Annotated in this window: 18 protein-coding genes; 11 read left to right on the top strand and 7 right to left on the bottom strand. The window is 68.9% G+C overall.

The features are described 5' to 3' along the window. Positions 1–3 precede the first annotated feature (3 nt). Genes WS61_RS15525 through WS61_RS15515 form a run of 3 tightly spaced genes read left to right on the top strand, consistent with a single transcriptional unit; the run spans position 4 to position 3,817 of the window. Complete coding sequence (locus WS61_RS15525; RefSeq protein WP_059501239.1) at positions 4–1,470, top strand: O-antigen ligase; 1,467 nt, start codon at positions 4–6, stop codon at positions 1,468–1,470. Next, positions 1,467–2,651, top strand: a complete 1,185-nt coding sequence (locus WS61_RS15520; protein WP_059501238.1) for a glycosyltransferase family 4 protein — start codon at positions 1,467–1,469, stop codon at positions 2,649–2,651. The genes WS61_RS15525 and WS61_RS15520 overlap by 4 nt, the downstream gene beginning before the upstream one ends. Then, positions 2,651–3,817, top strand: coding sequence for a glycosyltransferase family 4 protein (locus tag WS61_RS15515; protein ID WP_059501391.1), 1,167 nt, complete (start codon positions 2,651–2,653; stop codon positions 3,815–3,817). The genes WS61_RS15520 and WS61_RS15515 overlap by 1 nt, the downstream gene beginning before the upstream one ends. 62 nt (positions 3,818–3,879) lie before the next feature. Here WS61_RS15515 and WS61_RS15510 read toward each other — a convergent pair whose 3' ends face one another. Continuing rightward, positions 3,880–5,115, bottom strand: coding sequence for an MFS transporter (locus WS61_RS15510; protein WP_059501237.1), 1,236 nt, complete (start codon positions 5,113–5,115; stop codon positions 3,880–3,882). Between the two features lie 155 nt (positions 5,116–5,270). Between WS61_RS15510 and WS61_RS15505 the strand changes: the two genes are divergently transcribed. Then, positions 5,271–5,741, top strand: a complete 471-nt coding sequence (locus WS61_RS15505) for a helix-turn-helix domain-containing protein (protein ID WP_059501236.1) — start codon at positions 5,271–5,273, stop codon at positions 5,739–5,741. A 464-nt stretch (positions 5,742–6,205) separates the two neighbouring features. Here the strand turns inward: WS61_RS15505 and WS61_RS15500 are convergent, their stop codons facing one another. Together WS61_RS15500 and WS61_RS15495 are read right to left on the bottom strand one after the other, a co-directional pair. After that, complete coding sequence (locus tag WS61_RS15500) at positions 6,206–6,979, bottom strand: AraC family transcriptional regulator (RefSeq protein ID WP_059501235.1); 774 nt, start codon at positions 6,977–6,979, stop codon at positions 6,206–6,208. 26 nt (positions 6,980–7,005) lie between these two features. Beyond that, on the bottom strand, positions 7,006–7,347 hold the full coding sequence (locus WS61_RS15495; protein WP_059501234.1) for an FKBP-type peptidyl-prolyl cis-trans isomerase: 342 nt from the start codon (positions 7,345–7,347) through the stop codon (positions 7,006–7,008). A gap of 581 nt (positions 7,348–7,928) precedes the next feature. Between WS61_RS15495 and WS61_RS15490 the strand changes: the two genes are divergently transcribed. The 3 genes from WS61_RS15490 (at position 7,929) to WS61_RS33480 (ending at position 11,802) form a co-directional block, all read left to right on the top strand. Beyond that, positions 7,929–8,846, top strand: coding sequence for a metal-dependent hydrolase (locus WS61_RS15490; protein WP_034205266.1), 918 nt, complete (start codon positions 7,929–7,931; stop codon positions 8,844–8,846). A gap of 476 nt (positions 8,847–9,322) precedes the next feature. Further along, positions 9,323–10,795 carry a sigma-54 dependent transcriptional regulator gene (locus WS61_RS15485; RefSeq protein ID WP_059501233.1) on the top strand — a complete coding sequence of 491 codons (1,473 nt, stop codon included), beginning with the start codon at positions 9,323–9,325 and terminating at the stop codon, positions 10,793–10,795. 758 nt (positions 10,796–11,553) lie between these two features. Further along, a complete protein-coding gene (locus WS61_RS33480; protein WP_080747670.1) occupies positions 11,554–11,802 on the top strand; it encodes a hypothetical protein in 249 nt (82 codons plus the stop codon). Between the two features lie 242 nt (positions 11,803–12,044). Here WS61_RS33480 and WS61_RS15480 read toward each other — a convergent pair whose 3' ends face one another. After that, complete coding sequence (locus WS61_RS15480) at positions 12,045–12,827, bottom strand: ABC transporter substrate-binding protein (protein ID WP_059501389.1); 783 nt, start codon at positions 12,825–12,827, stop codon at positions 12,045–12,047. 235 nt (positions 12,828–13,062) lie between these two features. Here WS61_RS15480 and WS61_RS15475 point away from each other — a divergent pair, with 235 nt between their 5' ends. Together WS61_RS15475 and WS61_RS15470 are read left to right on the top strand one after the other, a co-directional pair. Then, a complete protein-coding gene (locus WS61_RS15475; protein ID WP_059501232.1) occupies positions 13,063–13,482 on the top strand; it encodes an MbcA/ParS/Xre antitoxin family protein in 420 nt (139 codons plus the stop codon). Next, positions 13,479–14,180, top strand: a complete 702-nt coding sequence (locus tag WS61_RS15470; RefSeq protein WP_059501231.1) for an RES family NAD+ phosphorylase — start codon at positions 13,479–13,481, stop codon at positions 14,178–14,180. Before WS61_RS15475 ends, WS61_RS15470 begins: the two co-directional genes overlap by 4 nt. Before the next feature lie 19 nt (positions 14,181–14,199). Here the strand turns inward: WS61_RS15470 and WS61_RS15465 are convergent, their stop codons facing one another. Next, positions 14,200–14,931, bottom strand: a complete 732-nt coding sequence (locus WS61_RS15465; protein ID WP_059501230.1) for a metallophosphoesterase — start codon at positions 14,929–14,931, stop codon at positions 14,200–14,202. Positions 14,932–15,053: 122 nt separating this feature from the next. On the opposite strand from WS61_RS15465, the gene WS61_RS15460 reads away from it, so the two are divergent. Beyond that, on the top strand, positions 15,054–15,707 hold the full coding sequence (locus WS61_RS15460) for a DUF1345 domain-containing protein (RefSeq protein ID WP_059501229.1): 654 nt from the start codon (positions 15,054–15,056) through the stop codon (positions 15,705–15,707). Between the two features lie 6 nt (positions 15,708–15,713). Here the strand turns inward: WS61_RS15460 and WS61_RS15455 are convergent, their stop codons facing one another. After that, on the bottom strand, positions 15,714–16,382 hold the full coding sequence (locus tag WS61_RS15455; protein WP_059501228.1) for a glutathione S-transferase: 669 nt from the start codon (positions 16,380–16,382) through the stop codon (positions 15,714–15,716). 94 nt (positions 16,383–16,476) lie between these two features. Then, entirely contained in the window at positions 16,477–17,184 is a 708-nt protein-coding gene (locus WS61_RS15450) for a class I SAM-dependent methyltransferase (RefSeq protein WP_059501227.1), read from the bottom strand. A 301-nt stretch (positions 17,185–17,485) separates the two neighbouring features. Between WS61_RS15450 and WS61_RS15445 the strand changes: the two genes are divergently transcribed. Beyond that, on the top strand, positions 17,486–19,138 hold the full coding sequence (locus tag WS61_RS15445) for a DUF3459 domain-containing protein (protein WP_059501387.1): 1,653 nt from the start codon (positions 17,486–17,488) through the stop codon (positions 19,136–19,138). Positions 19,139–19,162 lie beyond the last annotated feature (24 nt).

The following is a 19,162-nucleotide window of genomic DNA, read 5'->3' as shown; positions in this document are numbered from 1 at the left end:
TCGATGAGTACGATTGCCGCCGAACGCGCGCCGTCGCGCACCCGCAGCCGGTTCGCCGAGCCGAAGCACTGGGCCGGGCAGGCCGGGCTGTGGACGTTCACCGCCGCGCTGATCGCCGTCCACCAGGGCAAGGTGCTGACGCTCGCGTTCCCGGTGCTGGCCATCGGAGTGGGCGTCTGGCTGTATTTCAAGAGCCCGGCGCGCTATGTCGGCTTCATGTGGTGGGTGTGGTTCCTGAGCCCCGAAGTGCGGCGCCTGGCCGACTGGTCGAAGGGCGCGTTCACGCCGACGAGCCTGATCCAGGTCGCGCCGCTCGCGGTGACGATGATCGCCGGCTTCGGGCTGCTCAGGCATTACCGCGTGCTCGCGCAGCGACGCGGGATTCCGGTGCTGCTGATCCTGTTCGGGCTCGTGTATGCGTATCTCGTCGGGATCGTGTCGAGCGGCGTGATGGCCGCGACCTACGACCTCGCGAACTGGCTGTACCCGATCCTGATCGGCTTTCACATCATGGTGAACGCGCGCAACTATCCGGAGTACCGCGACGTGCTGCTCTCCACCTTCATGTGGGGCATGCTCGTGATGGGCGTGTACGGCGTCGTGCAGTATTTCGTGATGCCGCAGTGGGACGTGCTGTGGATGGTCGGCTCGCAGATGGGTTCGCAGGGCGAGCCGGTGCCGTACGGCGTGCGCGTGTTCAGCACGATGAATTCGTCCGGGCCGTTCGCGTTCGCGATGATGGGCGCGCTGGTGTTCGTGCTGGTCGCGCCGCAGAAGATCCGCTGGTTCGCGGGCGCGGCGGGCTTCGTGTCGTTCGCGCTGTGTCTCGTGCGCTCGACCTGGGGCGGCTGGGTGATCGCCCTCGCGATCCAGCTCGTGCAATCGAGCAACCGCGTGCGGATGCGGATCCTGATCAGCGGCGTCGTGCTGGTCGGGCTGTGCGTGCCGCTCCTGACCGTCGGGCCGGTGGCCGACCGGCTCGGCCAGCGCCTGCAGTCGATCGCGAACCTGAAGGACGACCGCAGCTACGACGACCGCAACAAGTTCTACGCGACCTTCGCGCAGACGGCATTCACCGACGTCGCCGGCGAAGGGATGGGCGCGACCGGTGCGTCCACGAAGCTGTCGAGCGACAGCGGCGAGCTCGGCAAGTACGGCAGCTTCGACAGCGGCGTGATGAACGTGCCGTTCGTGCTCGGCTGGCCCGGCACGCTGCTGTATCTCGCGGGCGTCGTGATGCTGTTCGGCCGCACGCTGCGCGCGGCGTTCAAGCTGCGCAAGGACAAGTTCGTCGGCGCGTGCCTGAGCCTGTGCCTGTCGACCTTCGCGATGCTCGTGTTCACGAACTCGCTGATCGGCACCGGCGGCCTGCTGATGTTCACGGCCATTTTTTCGATACTTGCCGCGGCGCACTGGCAGAAGGCGCAACGCCTGCTGGCCGCCGCGCGTTCACGGGGAGGCGACCATTGAGAATCGCGATCGTCACGCACGTCGTGCGACATAACGACGGGCAGGGCCGCGTCAATTACGAAATCGCGCGCGCGGCGCTGGCCGAAAACTACGAGGTCACGCTGGTCGCGTCGCATGTCGCGCCCGAGCTGCTGGCCGACCCGCGCGTGCGCTGGGTGCCGGTGAAGGTCGGCGGCTTCTGGCCGTCGAATCTCGTCAAGCAGCAGGTGTTCGCGCTGAAAAGCGCGGCATGGCTGCGCGCGCACCGCGGCGAATACGACGTGCTGCACGTGAACGGCTTCATTTCATGGATCAAGGCCGACGTGAATACCGCGCACTTCGTGCACGGCGGCTGGTTCAAGAGTCCGTACTATCCGTTCGGGCTGACGAAGGGGATGTGGTCGGCCTACCAGTACGTCTATACGCGCGTGAACACCGCGCTCGAGCGCTGGGCCTACCGGCGCTCGAGCGCGATCACGGCCGTGTCGCAGAAGGTGGCCGACGAAATCGCCGGGCTCGGCATCGACAGCCGCAAGATCAGCGTGATCTACAACGGCGTCGACGGCAGCGCGTTCGCCGGCGCGCAGGCCGACCGTGCGTCGTTCAAGCTGCCGGACGACGCGTTCCTGCTGCTGTTCGTCGGCGACCTGCGCACGCCGCGCAAGAACCTCGGCACGGTGCTGAAGGCGCTGACGAAGCTGCCGCCCAACGTTCATCTCGCGGTGGCCGGCTACTTGCCCGGCAGCCCGTATCCCGACGAAGCGCGCGCGCTCGGCATCGATTCGCGCGTGCATTTCCTCGGTCTCGTGAAGAACATGCCGACGCTGATGCGCTCGGTCGACGCATATGTCTTTCCGTCGCGCTACGAAGCGATGAGCCTGTCGCTGCTGGAGGCGATGGCGGCCGGGCTGCCGGTCGTCACCGCGCGCACGGCGGGCGGCGCGGAAATCATCACGCGCGAATGCGGAATCGTGCTGGAGGATCCGGACGATCCGGCCGCGCTCGCGCAGGCGATCGGCTCGCTCGCGGCGTCGCGCGACACCTGTCGCGCGATGGGCGACGCGGCCCGCGAACTGATGACCCGTTTCGGCTGGGCGCACATGGGCGCCCAGTACGTCGCGCTTTACCGGCGCATCGGCCAACCCACGCAGCCGTCCGCCTTCGAGCGGGCCGAGCATGCGATCACGCAGGAGCAACCGTGATGTCCCAATCTTCCCGGCCGATCAAATCGTTGCAGATCGGCATGCACTGGTTCCCCGAACGCGCGGGCGGCCTCGACCGGATGTACTACTCGCTCGTCGGCGCGCTGCCAGGCGCGGGCGTCGAGGTGCGCGGGCTCGTCGCCGGCTCGCCGAAGGTCGCCGACGACACGGGCGGGGCGATCCAGGGCTTCGGGCCTGCGTCGCAGCCGCTCGCGCGGCGGATGCTCGCCGCGCGGCGCGCGCTGCGCGACGAGATCCGCAGCGAGCGGCCGGACGTGATTTCGTCGCACTTCGCGCTGTACACGTTTCCGGGCCTCGACGTGACGCGCGGGATTCCGCAGGTCTCGCACTTCCAGGGGCCGTGGGCCGACGAAAGCCAGGTCGAGGGCGCCGCGTCGCTCGGACAGCGCGCGAAGCGCTATCTCGAACAGGCCGTCTATACGCGCTCGTCGCGGCTGATCGTGCTGTCGCAGGCGTTCGGCCAGATCCTGACGAACCGCTACGGGATCGATCCGTCGCGCGTGCGCGTGATTCCCGGCTGCGTCGATACCGCGCAGTTCGACACGCCGCTCACGCCGGCCGAGGCGCGGCACAAGCTGCAACTGCCGCAGGACCGGCCGATCGTGCTGGCCGTGCGCCGGCTCGTGCGGCGCATGGGACTGGAGGACCTGATCGACGCGATCGGCCTCGTCAAGCGCCGTCACCCGGACATCCTGCTGCTGATCGCCGGCAAGGGCAAGATCGGCGAGGAACTGCAGCAGCGCATCGACGCAGCCGGGTTGCAGGACAACGTGAAGCTGCTCGGCTTCGTGCCCGACCACCATCTCGCGGCGCTGTACCGCGCGGCGACGGTCAGCGTCGTGCCGACGGTCGCGCTGGAGGGCTTCGGCTTGATCACCGTCGAATCGCTGGCATCCGGCACGCCGGTGCTGGTTACGCCGGTCGGCGGGCTGCCGGAGGCGGTCGCCGGGCTGTCGAACGATCTCGTGCTGCCGTCGACGGGCGCGGATGCGATCGCCGAAGGGCTCGGCGGTGCACTGTCGGGTGCGATCGCGCTGCCCGACGAGGCCGCGTGCAAGCGCTATGCGCGCGATCATTTCGACAACGCGGTGATCGCGCGGCGCGTGGCCGGCGTCTACGAAGAGGCGATCCGGGCGGCGGGCTGAACGTCTGCGGCGCGCCCCGCGCGCGCCGGCTTTTCCCGTTCGATCCGCATAACCCGCGCGCATCATGCGCGCCGCAGCGTCGCGGCCCATACGCCGAGCGCGGCCGCGCTCACCGCCGCGCCGAGCCCGCAGACGCCCGTCCATCCGGCGCGCGCATACATCATCGTCGCCGCAATCGCACCGAGCCCGCTGCCGGCCGAATAAAACAGCATGTAGCAGCCGACGAGCCGCGCATGCGCGTCGGGCCGCGCACCGAGAATCATGCTCTGATTGACGACGTGCACGGCCTGTCCGCCGACGTCGAGCAGCACGATGCCGACGATCAGCAGCGCAATCGACGTATTGCCGAACGCGAGCGGCAGCCATGAGCAGGCGAGCAGCGCGAGTGCGGCGCCGGTCGTCGCTTCGCCGCGCCCGCGATCCGCGAGCCGGCCCGCGCGGGCGGCGGCCGCCGCACCCAGTGCGCCGACGAGGCCGAATGCGCCGATCTGCGTGTGCGACATCGCGTGCGGCGGCGCGCTCAGCGGCAGCACGAGCGCGCTCCAGAAGATGCTGAACGCGGCGAACATCAGCAGCGCGATCGCGCCGCGCACGCGCAGCACGCGTTCGTCGCGCAGCAGCGACACCATCGAGCGCAGCAGCGCCGCATAACCGATGCGTTCGCGCGGTTCGTGCCGGTCCGGCAGCAGCCGCGACAGCACGACCAGCATCGCGATCGCGAGCCCGCCCGACACGAGATAGACCGCCCGCCATCCCGCGATGTCGGTGACGACGCCCGCCAGCGAGCGCGCGGCCAGAAGCCCGACCACGACGCCGCCCTGCGCGGCGCCCACCACGCGCCCACGTTCGCCTGCGCCGGCGAGGGTGGCCGAGCAGGCGATCAGCCCTTGCGTCATCGCGGTGCCGAGCAACCCGACCGCGACCATCCCGGCCAGCAGCGCGACGCGTGTCGACGCCACGGCCACGCCGATGCAGGCGGCGCTCAGCAGTACAAGCTGCACGGCGATCAGACGCTTGCGGTTCAGCAGGTCGCCGAGCGGCACGACGAACAGCAGCGCGAGCGCGCAGCCGAGCTGCGTCGCGGTGATGACGCCGCCGACCGCGGCTTGCGACACGCCGAAATCCCGCGCGATCGAATCGAGCAGCGGCTGCGCGTAGTAGACGTTCGCAACGCTCGCCGCGCAGCAGACGGCCAGGAGCGCGACGCGCGCCGACGACAGGCGGCCGCCCTCGGTCGGATGGCTCGTACCGGTTGGCGCGTTCGATGCAACGGTGCCGGAATGGCAGGACGATTCCATGGGTTTCCTCATGCAATGTAGTTGCAATTTGAAACTGGTTTGGAGTGTAGGGAAAGTAGTTTTAAAATGCAACCTGTTTGACGGCGGGCGTGGGGCCCGTGCACGGATGGTCGGCCGGCCCGCGAAGGCGGGCCGGCGCGATTGCGGAGAGGAACATGGCCAGGCAGAAAAGTCTTGCGGATTCGCCGTGCCCGGTGGCGCGCGCGACCGATATCGTCGGCGATCGCTGGGCGTTGCTGATCGTGCGCGACGCGTTCGACGGCGTGCGCCGCTTCGGCGATTTCCGCGCGAGCCTCGGCGTCGCGAGCAACATCCTGTCCGACCGGCTGAAGATGCTGGTGGACGCGGGCGTATTCGACGTCGTGCCGGCCTCCGACGGCACCGCGTATCAGGAGTACGTGCTGACCAGGAAAGGCGAAGGGCTGTTTCCGGTCATCGTGATGCTGCGGCAGTGGGGCGAGGCCAACCTGTTCGCGCGCGGCGAGCCGCATTCGGTGCTGATCGACCGCGGCACCGGGCGCGCGATTCGCAAGCTCGCGCTGCGGCACGACGACGGCCGGCCTTTGAAGGCGGCCGAGACCGTCGTGAAGAAGATCGGTGACGAAGCGGGCACGGCGCGTCGGTGAGCGTCATGCGCGCCGGTTGCGCCGTCGGATGGCATTCGGCGTGGAAACACGAGCGCGGTCCGGCCGGCTACGCGAGTCGATTCACGAAGATCTTCTTTCGTTGGCGTTACCCGATCCGACCTCGCCCCGGCGACGCATGGCCGCACGCGCGCGACCGGCCGGCGGCGTCGCACGAGTTGCCGGGGACGCGCCGCGACGCGCAGCGGCCCGCACACGGGGCGCGAGCAGCGCGGCCGCGAGCAGCAGCATGACCGACACGGCGGTTTCGATCCGCAACGATGTTGACGGTGGCGACGACGCGCGCCAGCGCGGGCGGGAAAGCGGGGGATGGTGCGGTCGTATCCATGCGCCCATCGTAGGCGGCGACGGACAGGCGACGTTTCAGCGGGACGTGAAGCGTCGATACGGATGCCGCGCGTGCCGCCGGCTACGTGCGTCGATGCGTATTCAGCGCGCCACTGCGCTCAATGCCGTTCGCCGCGCCAGCGTCCGGGCGCCACGCCGAAGCGCTTCGTGAACGCATGCGTGAACGTGCTTTGATCCGCGAAGCCCACGCTGCCCGCGATGTCGACGAGCGAATGCCGGCCGTCGGCGAGCAGCACGACCGCGGCGTCGAGCCGAAGCCGCTGCAGGTAGCGATGCGGCGTTTCGCCGAACGCGTCGACGAACAGTTGATGAAACCGGCGCATCCCGTAGCCGCAGTGCGCGGCGAGATCGGCGATGCGCAGCGGTTCGGCGAGCCGCGCGCGCAGCCAGCGGTCGATGCGCGCGAAATCGAGGCCCGACGCCGGCGCGGCGATGCCCGCATCGTCGAGCAGCGCGTCGCACAGGCGCGCGGCGGCCTGCCATTGAAAGCGGTGCGCGGCGGCCTGCCGTGCGTCGCCGGCCGGAGCATCGTGCTGTACGGCGGCCGCCGCGATCTGCGCGACGAGCGACGTGAGCGCGGGGTCGATCGACACGGCGCGCGCATGGTCGAACAGCCGCTGCGGTACCGCGAGCGACGCGGCGGGCAGGTCGATCACGAGCTGGCGATTCTCGCCGAGGCCCGCGTAGTCGTGGCGCGCGCCGGCCGGAATCAGCCAGGCCGCGTGCCGGTCGATGCGCCGGCCGATGCCGTCCACCGCCATCACCATCGCGCCATCGACGCCGAGCACGACCTGGTGGAAGTCGTGCACGTCCGACGCTTCGCACGTGGCGTAGCGGCGCAGCGCGATGGCAGGCGAGGCGATGCGTTCCATCGGGAGGGAAACGGCCGGAGGCGGGGTCAGACGTCGAGCAGTTCGACTTCGAACACGAGCGTCGCATTCGGCGGAATCACGCCGCCTGCGCCGCGCGGGCCGTAGCCGAGTTGCGGCGGGATCGTCAGGCGACGCACGCCGCCGACCTTCATGCCCTGCACGCCTTCGTCCCAGCCCTTGATGACCATGCCGCCGCCGAGCACGAACGCGAACGGGTCGTTGCGATCCTTGCTCGAATCGAATTTCTGACCGTCGGTCAGCCAGCCGGTGTAATGGACGCTGACGGTCTTGCCGGCTTGCGCTTGCGCGCCGGTGCCTTCGGTCAGGTCTTCGTACTTGAGGCCCGATTCGGTCGTGATGACGGACATGATTTCTCCTGAAAGAGCGTTGCGTGAAACCGCTATTGTAGGCGAGCGCGCAGCGGCCCGGCGCGCGTGGATTTCGTGCCGTCGTACGCGTGTCGGCGAGCGCGGCGGGCGCCGCGCGCGCGATCAACCGATCCGCAATTGGAACGCGCGTTTGAATTTTCCGCGAGCCGCGGGGCCGAGGTTGCACCACGGCAGTGCGCCACGCGTATGAATCGACGCTCCCGGCACGTGTTGCCGCATGCCGGGCGACCGTTGCCGGACGCGGCGAGATGCCCGGCGCACGGGGCTGGCGGGCCGATGGCGGGGCGCTGCGCCGCACGCGCCACCTCGCCCGTTCGCGCGCCGGCGCGTTCGAATCGCCACCCGGCCGAGCGTCGTTCGAGCGCCGTTTTTTCCGCCTTTCCGACCGTGCCCTGTTTGGAAGCGCGCATCTACCGTGCGGCTTGCGTGCGCCGGCGCGCGCGGCCTATCGTTACATCTGTCGATGTCAGGATTTTGGCGGCGCGCGACGCGTCGCCCGGGCTTGCGCCGGCCGCGTCCGACGATGCGCCGGGCCGCTCGGCAACAGGAGAACGATGCACATGAAGTCAGCCGCTTCCGTCACCGCAGCCGGGATCATGCCGGTGCGCCGCGACCTGCGCTTCGACCTGCCGGTCGAACGCGCGAAGGACTGGCATGGCCTGGGGTCGCACGTGACCCATTTCTTCAACGCGCTGTCGCTGCTGTTTCCGGCCGGCGAGCGCTTCTTCATGGATTCGGTGCGCAACTACCGCGACCGGATCGACGATCCCGTGCTGAAGCAGCAGGTGCTGGGCTTCATCGGCCAGGAGGCGATGCACACGCGCGAGCACGTCGAATACAACGAGCTGATGCAGGCGAACCGGCTGCCCGCGCGCAAGCTCGACCGGCGCGTGTGGGCCGTGCTCGGCTACATGAAGCGCACGCTGCCGCATTCGGTGCAGCTCGCGCACACGGTGGCGGCCGAGCACTACACGGCGATGCTCGCCGACTGGCTGCTGCGCGACCCGACGCGCCTCGACGGCTCGGTCGAAGGCTACCGGCAGATGTGGATCTGGCATGCGCTGGAGGAAACCGAGCACAAGGCCGTGTCGTTCGACGTGTGGAACGCCGCGATGAAGCCGGGACTGCGCCGCTACCTGATCCGCATCGGCGTGTATCTGCTGACGACGCTGACGTTCTGGCCGACCGTGTTCCTGATGCATGCGACGCTGCTGTGGCGCGATCGCGGCGCCGGCCATCACGTGCGCGGCCTGCTGCGGACGATCGCGTTCCTGTATGGGCCGCGCCGAGGGCTGTTCCCGCGCATCGCCGGCGAATGGCTGAGTTTTTTCCGGCCGGGCTTCCACCCGTGGGATCACGACAATCGCCACCATCTCGCGCGGGTCGACGCACTGGCCGCCACCTACGGCGAACACGGCGGCACGCCGGCCGGCCGCGGCCGCGCGAACGCGCCGGCGCCGCTCGCGTCGGGTCGCTGATCCGGGCCGCCCGTCGCCCGTCGCCCGCCGCTCGTCGCGCGGCGGGGCGCCGCGCATGTTGCGTTCGTGCATCGGCCGGCTTGTTCCGACGATTGACGAAAATCAACCGGAACCGGTTGTTTCGCGTTCGCATGCCCGGCACACCGGTTGCACGCGCATGCGCCAGTGCGCCGAACGGGCGTGCGCCCGTCCCACACCCATGCCTCGCGCCAGCACCGGCGCGGCTTTGCGCGCGCGGCGCCGGTCCTTTCCGGCCGCGTGCGGCGCCCGCCACAGGGATAACACCCATCTAGCCGGAGGCCGGCCGCATCGATATACCGTTCATGACGACGTCGACGTCGACGTCGACGCCGGCGCGATTCATGCGCAGGGGGATTTTATTCGGACGGAAATACGCCCAATATGTCGATTCGATCGTGTCCGTCGTACGCGGCCGTGAGCCGGCGCGCGATACCAACGCCAAGCGGGGAACAACGATGGTTGCAAGGTCACCCGACGCAAACGGGCACGCGGCGCCCGAGATGACGGACGTGTCCGTCACCGCTCCCGAGGCCGGCCGCAAGCTGTTCGTGATCATGCGCACGCCCGACGAGCCGTTGCTGGCGCAACTGCGCGGGCTCGGCTGGGAGATCGCGGTCGCGAAGACGGCTGGCGCCGCGCAGAACATGACCTCCGGCGTGAGCGTGGCCGCCGGGCTGGTCGATTTCACCGGATTCACGTCGCGCGACTATCCCGCGCTGAAGATGTGTCTGAGCCAGCCGGCGATCGGCTGGATTTCCATCGCGCAGGCCGGCATCATGATCGGCCCCGCCGTGCGCGAACTGATCCGCAGCTATTGTTTCGATTACGTGACGCTGCCGCTGCCGTCCGAATGGATTTCGCACGTATTGGGCCATGCGCGCGGGATGGCCGCGCTCGATCGCGTCGACGGCGCCGCCTATGCGGCGTCGATCGGCGAACACGGGATGATCGGCAACTGCGAGGCGATGCAGCAACTGTTCAGCACGATCCGCAAGGTCGCGAAGACCGACGCGAGCGTGTTCATCTCGGGCGAGTCGGGCACCGGCAAGGAGCTGACCGCGCTCGCGATTCACGAGCGCTCCAGCCGCGGCAAGGGGCCGTTCGTCGCGATCAATTGCGGAGCGATTCCGCATCACCTGCTGCAGTCCGAGCTGTTCGGCTATGAACGCGGCGCGTTCACCGGCGCGAACCAGCGGCGCGCGGGCCGGATCGAATCGGCGAACGGCGGCACGCTGTTTCTCGACGAGATCGGCGACATGCCGGTCGAAAGCCAGGCAAGCCTGCTGCGCTTCCTGCAGGAAGGCAAGATCGAGCGGCTCGGCGGGCACGAATCGATCGCGGTCGACGTGCGGATCATCTCGGCCACGCACGTCGATCTCGACGGCGCGGTCGAGGCCGGGCGCTTCCGCGCGGATCTCTATCACCGGCTGTGCGTGCTGCGCATCCACGAGCCGCCGCTGCGCGCACGCGGCAAGGACATCGAGATCCTCGCGCACTACGTGCTGCAGAAATTCAAGGCCGACAGCGGCCGCAAGATCAGCGGCTTCACGTCGGCCGCGCTCGACGCGATGCGGCGCTACGAGTGGCCCGGCAACGTGCGGGAGCTGATCAACCGCGTGCGGCGCGCGATCGTGATGGCCGAGAGCCGGTTGCTGACGCCGCACGATCTCGGGCTCGACACGCCCGGCGAAACCGAACCGGTGACGCTCGAACAGGCGCGGGCGCTGGCCGAGCGCACCGCAATCGAGAACGCGCTGCTGCGCAACGACCACCGGATCAACAAGGCAGCCGCCGAACTCGGCATTTCACGCGTGACGCTCTATCGGATGATGATCGAGCACGGGCTGAACGATCGCGATCACAACGGCGACAACGGCGGCAGCGACGGCGCGCCGTCGGACGACGCCGGGCATCAGCGGGTCGGCTGAGCGGCGTGCGAATCGGCTCGGCGAGCGGTTCACAGACGGTGCGGCCCGAACGTGATGGGCGGCACGCACGGCACGACCGCGACGACGCTCCATGCGCTGGCGAGCCCTGGGCCGGCACGCCGAAGCGGATCGGCCCGGCGCGCTGGGCCGATCGTCGTGGGCGGGTCGCGCGGGCAGCGTGAGGGCGCGTGAAGCGGTGCCGCAGTATGGCCATGCGATCGGCCGCCGCGTCCGGCGTCCAGCCGCGACGTGCGGTGCGCCTTGCCGCCGGCGGCATGTAAAGCGCATGAAACGTTTCGCGTCGGCCGCCAGGCGGATTTCCGCGGCGAATCGGGCCGACCGGCCGGTCCGTCGCCGGTAAAAATTCCGTGCTCCATTGTTCAGCCTTATTCCGCAAGGCCCCGCCGTGATACGGCCGACGCGTGCCGCGACCCCGATGTTTCAGTTTCGTAACTTCCGGTACGTCACGCCCGCTGCGGCCGCGAGCCGGCCTGGTCGCCCCCTTGTCCGGCCGGGCTCGCGCAGCGCTGGCCCGGTCCTTGCGAAGAAGGGCGTGCGAGAGTCGACGACGCGAGGTCCGTCCGGTCAGGCAACCAAAGCTTCCAGTACCGGCCAGGACGCAGTCCGCGGGGATGCGGCGGCCGCGCGCGGTGCAGCGGCCGCGTCGCGGCGAGCACGGCGCGTCGTCGTCTGATCGCCGGGGCATCGGCATCGTCCGGTTGCCGGAACAAACATCAGACAGCAAACGGGGTAGAAAAATGATCGATCGTCACACGCCGCGGCCCGCAGGCCGCGATCGCCGTGATTCGGGACATCGCCGCTCGAACGTCGCGCTTGCGGCCGACAGGCATGCCTCGACAGGCCATCTCTCCGCGCCCGGCGCGAGGCGGATCCGGCTGGTTGCCGGTCATCCGCGCCGGGTCGGTACTTTCCTGCACGCGAACCCGATCCGCATGGGCATGTGTACACGCGCGCCGGTACCGCGACGCCCGGTCTTCGCCTATTGATTCGAACGGTACGGCGTCCGCTCGCGTTGCCCGTTGTTGCCTCACGCGATTGATCGGGAATTCGAACGATCGACGAAGCGTCGTGCCGCGGGCCGCGTACGACGAACACGACAAACCACGCAACATGACGCGCATTCGATGCAACGGCGCACCGCTCGACGCCGTTGCCATCCGGTTGAAGGGGAGGGGCGGTCGGACGCGCGCGACGGAAGCGGTCATCCGTACGCGCGCGACGCCGTTTTTCAGCCGCCGTAGATGTCGAAGTCGAAGTATTTCGATGCGAGCCGTTTGTAGGTGCCGTCCTTGACCATGTCGACGATCGCGCGGTCGATCTTCGCCTTCAGGTCGGTGTCCTCCTGGCGCAAGCCGATGCCGGCGCCGATGCCGAGCACCTTTTCGTCGACGAGTTCGGGCCCGACGAACGTATAGTTCGCGCCGCGCGGCGATTTCAGGAATCCGATCGCGGCCTGCACTTCATCCTGGAGCGCCGCGTCGAGGCGACCGGCGATCAGGTCGGCATACACGCCGTCCTGGTTCTGGTACGACACGACGTTCGCGCCTTGCTTGCCCCAGTAGGCCTTCGCATACGTCTCCTGCGTCGTGCCCTGTTCGACGCCGATCGATTTGCCCTTCAGCGATTCGGCGGTCGGCAGCAGCGACGAGCCTTTCTTCACGACGAGCCGCGTCGGCTGGTTGTAGATCTTCGTCGTGAAGCCGATCTGCTGCGCGCGCTGCGGGGTGATCGACATCGACGACAGCACCGCATCGAACTTCTTCGCCTTCAGCGCCGGAATCATCCCGTCGAAGTCGTTCTCGAGCCACACGCATTTCGCCTTCAGGCGCGCGCAGATCTCGTTGCCGAGGTCGATGTCGAAGCCGACGAGCTTGCCGTCGGGCGCCTTCGACTCGAACGGCGCATAGCTGGCGTCGGTGCCGAAGCGGATCGTGGTCCAGTCCTTCGCGACGGCGGGGCCTGCGGATACCGCGAGCAGGGCGATCGAAACGGCGGCAATCAGTCTCTTCATGGTGCGTTCCTTGGCGTGGTGCATCCGGTTTCTGTGCGGCACGGTCTCCACGGACACGATCCGCGCCGTGACGCGGTGTCCGCACGGCCATTAACGCAGAAAATAAAATACGAGTCCAGAATGGACAAAAAATATCGATTTGCCGGATGCATGCCCGCGACCGATGGGTGCGACCCTTGCAAAAATACGAGAATGGACTAATCTTGTTAGTGAATTCGTTTCGAGACTAACGATCATGTCACAGCCCGCGTACCATTCGCATCCCGCCGTGCCGCACGCTTCGGTCGCGCAGATGTCGGCGGCCGGCCTGCGCGCGTTTTTCAACATCGCGCGCGATTGGGAACTGACGATCGACGAGCAGATCGTGCTGCTCGGGTCGCCGGGCCGCTCGACGTTCTTCAAATGGAAGGCCGCGCCCGAATCGGCGCGCCTGCCGCGCGATACGCTCGAGCGGCTGTCGCTGCTACTCGGCATCTACAAGGGGTTGCAGATCCTGCTGCCGCAACCCGCCGCGGCCGATGCATGGGTCAAGCGGCCGAACGATGCGGCGCCGTTCGGCGGCAAGCGCGCACTCGACCGAATGCTGGCCGGCAACGTCGGCGATCTGGTGGCGGTCCGGCAATATCTCGACGCGATGCGGGGTGGCTGGGCGTGACGACACCGATCGAAGTCGGCCGGTGGCCCACGACCACCGTCGATTGGGCGCCCGCCTATCGCGTGATTCCCACCCGTTTTCCGGCCATCAACCTGTTCGACCGCGTCGCGTCGGCGGACGACTTCGACGCGCTCTACGCGCTCGAATCGCTGACCAACGACCGCATTCGCAACGAAGTCGGCACCCTCGATCTCGTGCCGCCCGCCGAGCGCCGCTACGGGCAGGGCTGGGGGCCGATCATGGCGGCGTTCACGCATCTGAATCCGCTGGGCAGCCGCTTTTCGGACGGCAGCTACGGCGTGTTCTACTGCACGCGCGCGCGCGACACGGCGATCGCCGAAACGCGCTATCACAGCGGGCTATTCCTCGCCGCGACGAAGGAGCCGCCGATGCGTCAGCAGATGCGGCTCTATACCGTGTTCGCGCACGGCGACGTCGCCGACGTGCGTACGTGGCCGCAGCGCGATCCCGCGTTGCTGGACCCGGTCGACTACAGCGCGGGACAGGCATTCGGCCGTGCGGTGCGCCGTGCAGGTGGCGCGGGGATCGTCTATCCGTCGGTGCGCGACCCGCGCGGCGAGTGTCTCGCTGCGTTCCGAACGACGCTGCTGCGCGACTGCCAGCATGCGGCCTATCTCGAGTACAACTGGAACGGTTCGGCCGTCGATGCGGTGTTCGAACTGAACCAGGTCGGCTAGCGTTCGCCTGGCCGGCGCGTCAGGGCAGCGGCCAGTCGCCCGCGTGGCGTTCGCGCGCTTCGGCCTGCGTCATCGACCACGTGCGGCCGGTGCGCGGCTCGGCGAGCGTGAGCCGGCCGGCGGGCGCGAACGCACCCGTATCGATGAACCATTGCGCGCCGATCCGTTGCGGCGCACGCACCGGCGTGTGTCCGGTGCAGGTCAGCGACAATCCGGCCTGCCGCGCCGGATCCGCGAGCCCCTGGACGAGGTCGCGGCCCCACATCAGCCGCTCGCGTACGTCGTGCGAATAATTGCCCGTATCGAGATCCGCGTCCGAGCCGAAGAATTCCGCATGCAGCACGTTGAAGCGCGCCGGGCCGTCGCCGATCACGCGCACGAGCGGCAGTGCGTCGACGCGCGCCGCATACGCGCGCAGTCGTTCCGGCGGCAGGTCGGCGCCCCAGTCGCCGCCGATGCCGCGCCACGCGTCGGGCGGCAGCTTGCCGCGCGCGACGAGGCTCAGCACTTCCTCGTGATTGCCGCGCACGACGTGGCACCACGGCCGGTCGAGCAGGTCGAGCGCGATGTCGGAGGCCGGGCCGCGATCGACGAGATCGCCGACCGAGAACAGCCGGTCGCGGGCCGGATCGAAGCGGACGTCGTGCAGCAGCGCGCGCAGGACGTCGACGCAGCCGTGCAGGTCGCCGACGACGAAGTCGCGGCCGGTCGTATTCGCGGGATGGCGGCAGAGCAGGGCGGTGGCGGTCATCCCCTTATCTTAGGCGCTCCCGCCCATCGCCACGCCGCGACGGAATGGCGATAATCGGGGCGCGTTGCCCGCCGATGCGGTGCACCGGCCGAACCCTTTCCATCTGCTTTCGGAATCACACGATGACGTTTTATCCGCAGGTATTACGCAACCGGCCGCGCATGGTCGCGGCGTTCGTCGCCGGCGTGCTGTGCGCGGTGCTGCTGCCGTTTCCGCTGCGCCCGACCGCGCGGGCGCTGATCGGCTGGGATTGTGCGGTCTGGCTGTATCTGGTGCTGATGTGGGTGCGCATGGTTACCGCGCATCATCACAAGGTGCGCGAAGTCGCGATCCGCGAGGATGAAAACGCGACGACCGTGCTGACCGTCGTGTGCCTCGCGACCGTCGCGAGCGTGGCCGCGATCGCGATCGAACTCGCGACCGCGAAGAGCGTCGGCTTCAGCGCGGGACTCAGCCACTACGCGATCACGGGCGCGACGCTGTTCGGCGCGTGGTTCCTGATTCCGACGATCTTCACGCTGCACTATGCGCGGCTCTACTACGGCTCGCCGAGCAGCGATCGCGCGCTCCGTTTCCCGGACCGGAACCCGGAGCCCGATTACTGGGATTTCCTGTATTTCGCGTTCACGCTCGCGGTCGCGTCGCAGACGGCCGACGTGTCGCTCGCGAACCGCTCCGCGCGGCGCTCGGTGCTCGCGCAGTCGGTCCTGTCGTTCTACTTCAACATGGCCGTGCTCGGCTTGTCGATCAACGTCGCGGCGGGGTTGCTGAACTGACGCCGGCTACTTGAGCAGGTCGTACCGGCCGCCGCGTTCCAGCGCCCGCCGGTAGGCCGGCCGGGCATGGATCGTGTCGAGAAAGCGCGCGATCGCGGGATACCGGCTGCCGCCGCCGCGCGCGGTCGCGGCTTCGAGCGGAAAGCTCATCTGGATGTCGGCCGCGCTGAAGCCGTCGCCGACGAACCAGCCGGTGCGTGCCAGCGCGCCGTCGACATGGCCGAGATGCAGCGCGATCTGCGGATCGACGAAGCCCGATTGCAGCGTCGCGGCGATCTTGCGTGCGATCGGCCGCGCGAAGAACGGCATCGGCGCCTGCGCGATCCGCTGCGCGACGAGCTTGAGCAGCAGCGGCGGCATCGCGGACCCTTCCGCATAGTGAAGCCAGTACGTGTAGTCGTGCCGCTCGGGCGAGCCGGGCGGCGGCGCGAGGCGCCCGTCGGCGTAGCGTTCGACCAGGTATTCGACGATCGCGCCCGATTCGGCGAACGTGCGGCCGTCGTCGGTCACGACGGGCGACTTGCCGAGCGGATGGATCGCGCGCAATTCGGCCGGCGCGAGCATCGTCTTCGGATCGCGTTCGTAGCGCACGATCTCGTACGGCACATCCAGTTCTTCGAGCAGCCAGAGCACGCGCTGCGAACGCGAGTTGTTCAGATGATGGACGGTGAGCATGTCGAGGCCGAGAAGGGAGCGGGAACGACATCATACCGAGCGCATGCGGCGCGTTCGCGAATCGCACGGCGCGTGCCGTTGCGCGCCCGAACCGTCATGCGCGCCGCACCGCGATCCACGCCCCCCAGAACAGGCTCGCGAAAAAACGCAGCGGCGCATCGAAGCCCGCTTCGCGCAGCAGCGCGAACACGGCGTCCTCGGACGCGGGCGGATCGGCGCCCTGCAGGATCTTCGCGAGCTGCGCGCGCACGGCGTCCGGCGTGGCGCCTTTCATGCGCCAGCGCTGCTGCCAGGCGTCGAGCAGGCGCGGGTGGTCCGCGTAGCGTCGATGGTTGCCGGCGAGCACGAGCGGCGCGCCGGGCTTCAGGCGTCGTGCGATCGCGTGCAGCAGCGCGGCTTTCGCGTCGTCGCCCGGCACGTGATGCAGCACGCCGATCAGCGTCGCGCCGTCGAACGCGGGCGCGTCGGGCAACGCGTCGACGCCGGCCTCGACAAACGTCGTACGCGCGCCGAAACCCGCGGCTTCGACGTTCGAGCGCGCGAGCGCTAGCATCGGTGCGGACGGGTCGACGGCCGTGAACTGCCAGCCCGGTTCGAGCGCGGCCGCGACGCAGATTTCCTGTCCCGTGCCGCCCGCGCCTGCGACGAGCATCCGTGCATCGGGCACGCCGATCGCCGACGCGAGCATGCATGCGGCGAGTTCGTGGCAGGCATCGTAGCCGGCGAGCGCGATGCGCGATTGCTCGGCATATTCGTGCGCGCGCGACGGATCGAATTTCGCGGCGCTGGCGGGAAGCGACATGGCGGAGTTCCTCGGAGTGGGGGCGGACGGCGTGTCCGCAGGCATGACGCAGAGCGTAGGGGCGCGCGGCCGGCGCAACAAGGCGAGCGATCATTCCGGTATGCCGACTACCCGACTCGTCTGCCCGCGCCGGCCGGTTTCCCGGGGTCGATTCGCATTTAAAAATGTCTGATCACGATGCATCGCGATGGCGAATCCGGCGCATACTCGTTTCTCTCTCCCGCCTGGCCGTCGCATGCCGGGCCCGATGCGCTGCGCCATCGGCGCGGCCATGCCGCTCGGTACGCACGAGGAGCGCATGATGTCCGATTGTCCGCACGATCCGTACGCGCAGCACTACATCCATTGTTTGCCGTTTGGCGCGCAGCCTTGCGGCGCGCTCAGCACGACGCCGCGCACGCATTTCCGCGTGTGGGCGCCCGGCAGCACCCACGTCCAGCTCGAACTCGATACCGGCTACGGCCCGACGCTCGTCCCGATGACGAGCGCCGGCCCGAACTGGTTCGAAGTCTTCGTCGACTGCGGCGCGGGTGCACGTTACCGCTATCGTCTCGACGATACGGTGTCGATTCCCGATCCCGCGTCACGCTCGCAACCCGAGGGGCTCAACGGCCCGAGCGAGGTCGTCGATCCGCGTGCGTTCAAATGGCGCAATACGTTCTGGCACGGGCGCGCGTGGGAAGACATCGCGTTGTATGCGATCCGCCCGCACGCGGTGGGTGGCTTCGACGGCGTGCGCCGCCGCCTGCCGCAGCTCGCGCGCCTCGGCGTGACCGCGCTGGAGTTGCTCGCGTCGCCGCACGACAGCCTGCCGTTCGCGCCGCTCGCGGCCGAAGGCGGCCCCGACGCGCTGAAGGCGCTGATCGACGACGCGCACGGCCACGGTCTCGCGGTGCTGCTGGAGCTCGACTACGCGCGCTTCGGCAGCGGCACCGATGCGCTGCGCCACTACGCGGGGCCATTCTTCCACACGCGCGACGATCCGTTGCAGGCCGCGCCGCTCGCGCTCGACCATCCGGAAGTCTGCGATTTCTTCTGCGACAACGCGCTGTACTGGATCGACGAATACCGCTGCGACGGGCTGCGCCTGCGCGAAGCCGACCGGATCGGCGTGTCGTGGCTGCGCGAGATCGCGGATCGCGTGCGCGCCGCCGTGCCGGCCGACCGGCTGATCCATCTCGTACTCGGCAGCGAGCGGCATCCGGCCCATCTCGCCGATACCCATTTCGACGCACAGTGGAACGGCTGCGGCGAACGCGCGCTGCACCGGCTCACGGGGCGCGACACGTCGGCGCATGAAGGCATTTCCATGCACCAGTCGATTCACACGCTCGCCCGCGCGCTGACCGCGGCCGGCGCGGCGTACCGGCCGGCCGCGCCGGCTGACGGGATGGCCGCCGACGGCGGCCTGTCGCTGACGTCGCTCGTCCTGTCCGATGGCGCATGGCGCGACGGCGCCCCGGGCGATCGCGGGCAGGCGGCCGGTCTGGCCGGGCTGGCGCTGTCGCTGCTCACGCCGCAGATCCCGCTGATCTTCGACGAAACCGCGCGCGACATCGACCGTGCGCATTTCGTGCAGTCGGCGCTCGCGGTGCGCGCGAAGCTGATCGCGCCAAGGCTGTCCGATTGCCGGCCGCAGGACGCACGTGCGCTGAAAGCGGACGGCGACGGCGATGCCGACGCGCTGTGCGCATCTTGGCGGCTTGCCGACGACGAAACGTTGACGATCGCGTTGAACCTGTCGCCCGAGGCGGTACCGTTCGACGCGCCGCGAGGGCGGGTGGTGTTCGAGACGCCGGCGCGTGCGCGCGACCGGGTCGATGAAGGGGAGTTGCCGCCGTATTCGCTCGTCGCGTGGCTGACGGGCGACGTCAATCGCTACGCGCTGACGCACGATGTGCGTCGCATCGACGACGGTTCGTGGCGCGGGATGCGTCCGAACCTGAACGCGTGACGCGATGAACGCGTGACGCGCCGG

The organism is Burkholderia sp. ABCPW 11 (assembly GCF_001523445.1).
Lineage (GTDB): Bacteria > Pseudomonadota > Gammaproteobacteria > Burkholderiales > Burkholderiaceae > Burkholderia.
This window is presented reverse-complemented; position numbering and strand designations above follow the sequence as displayed.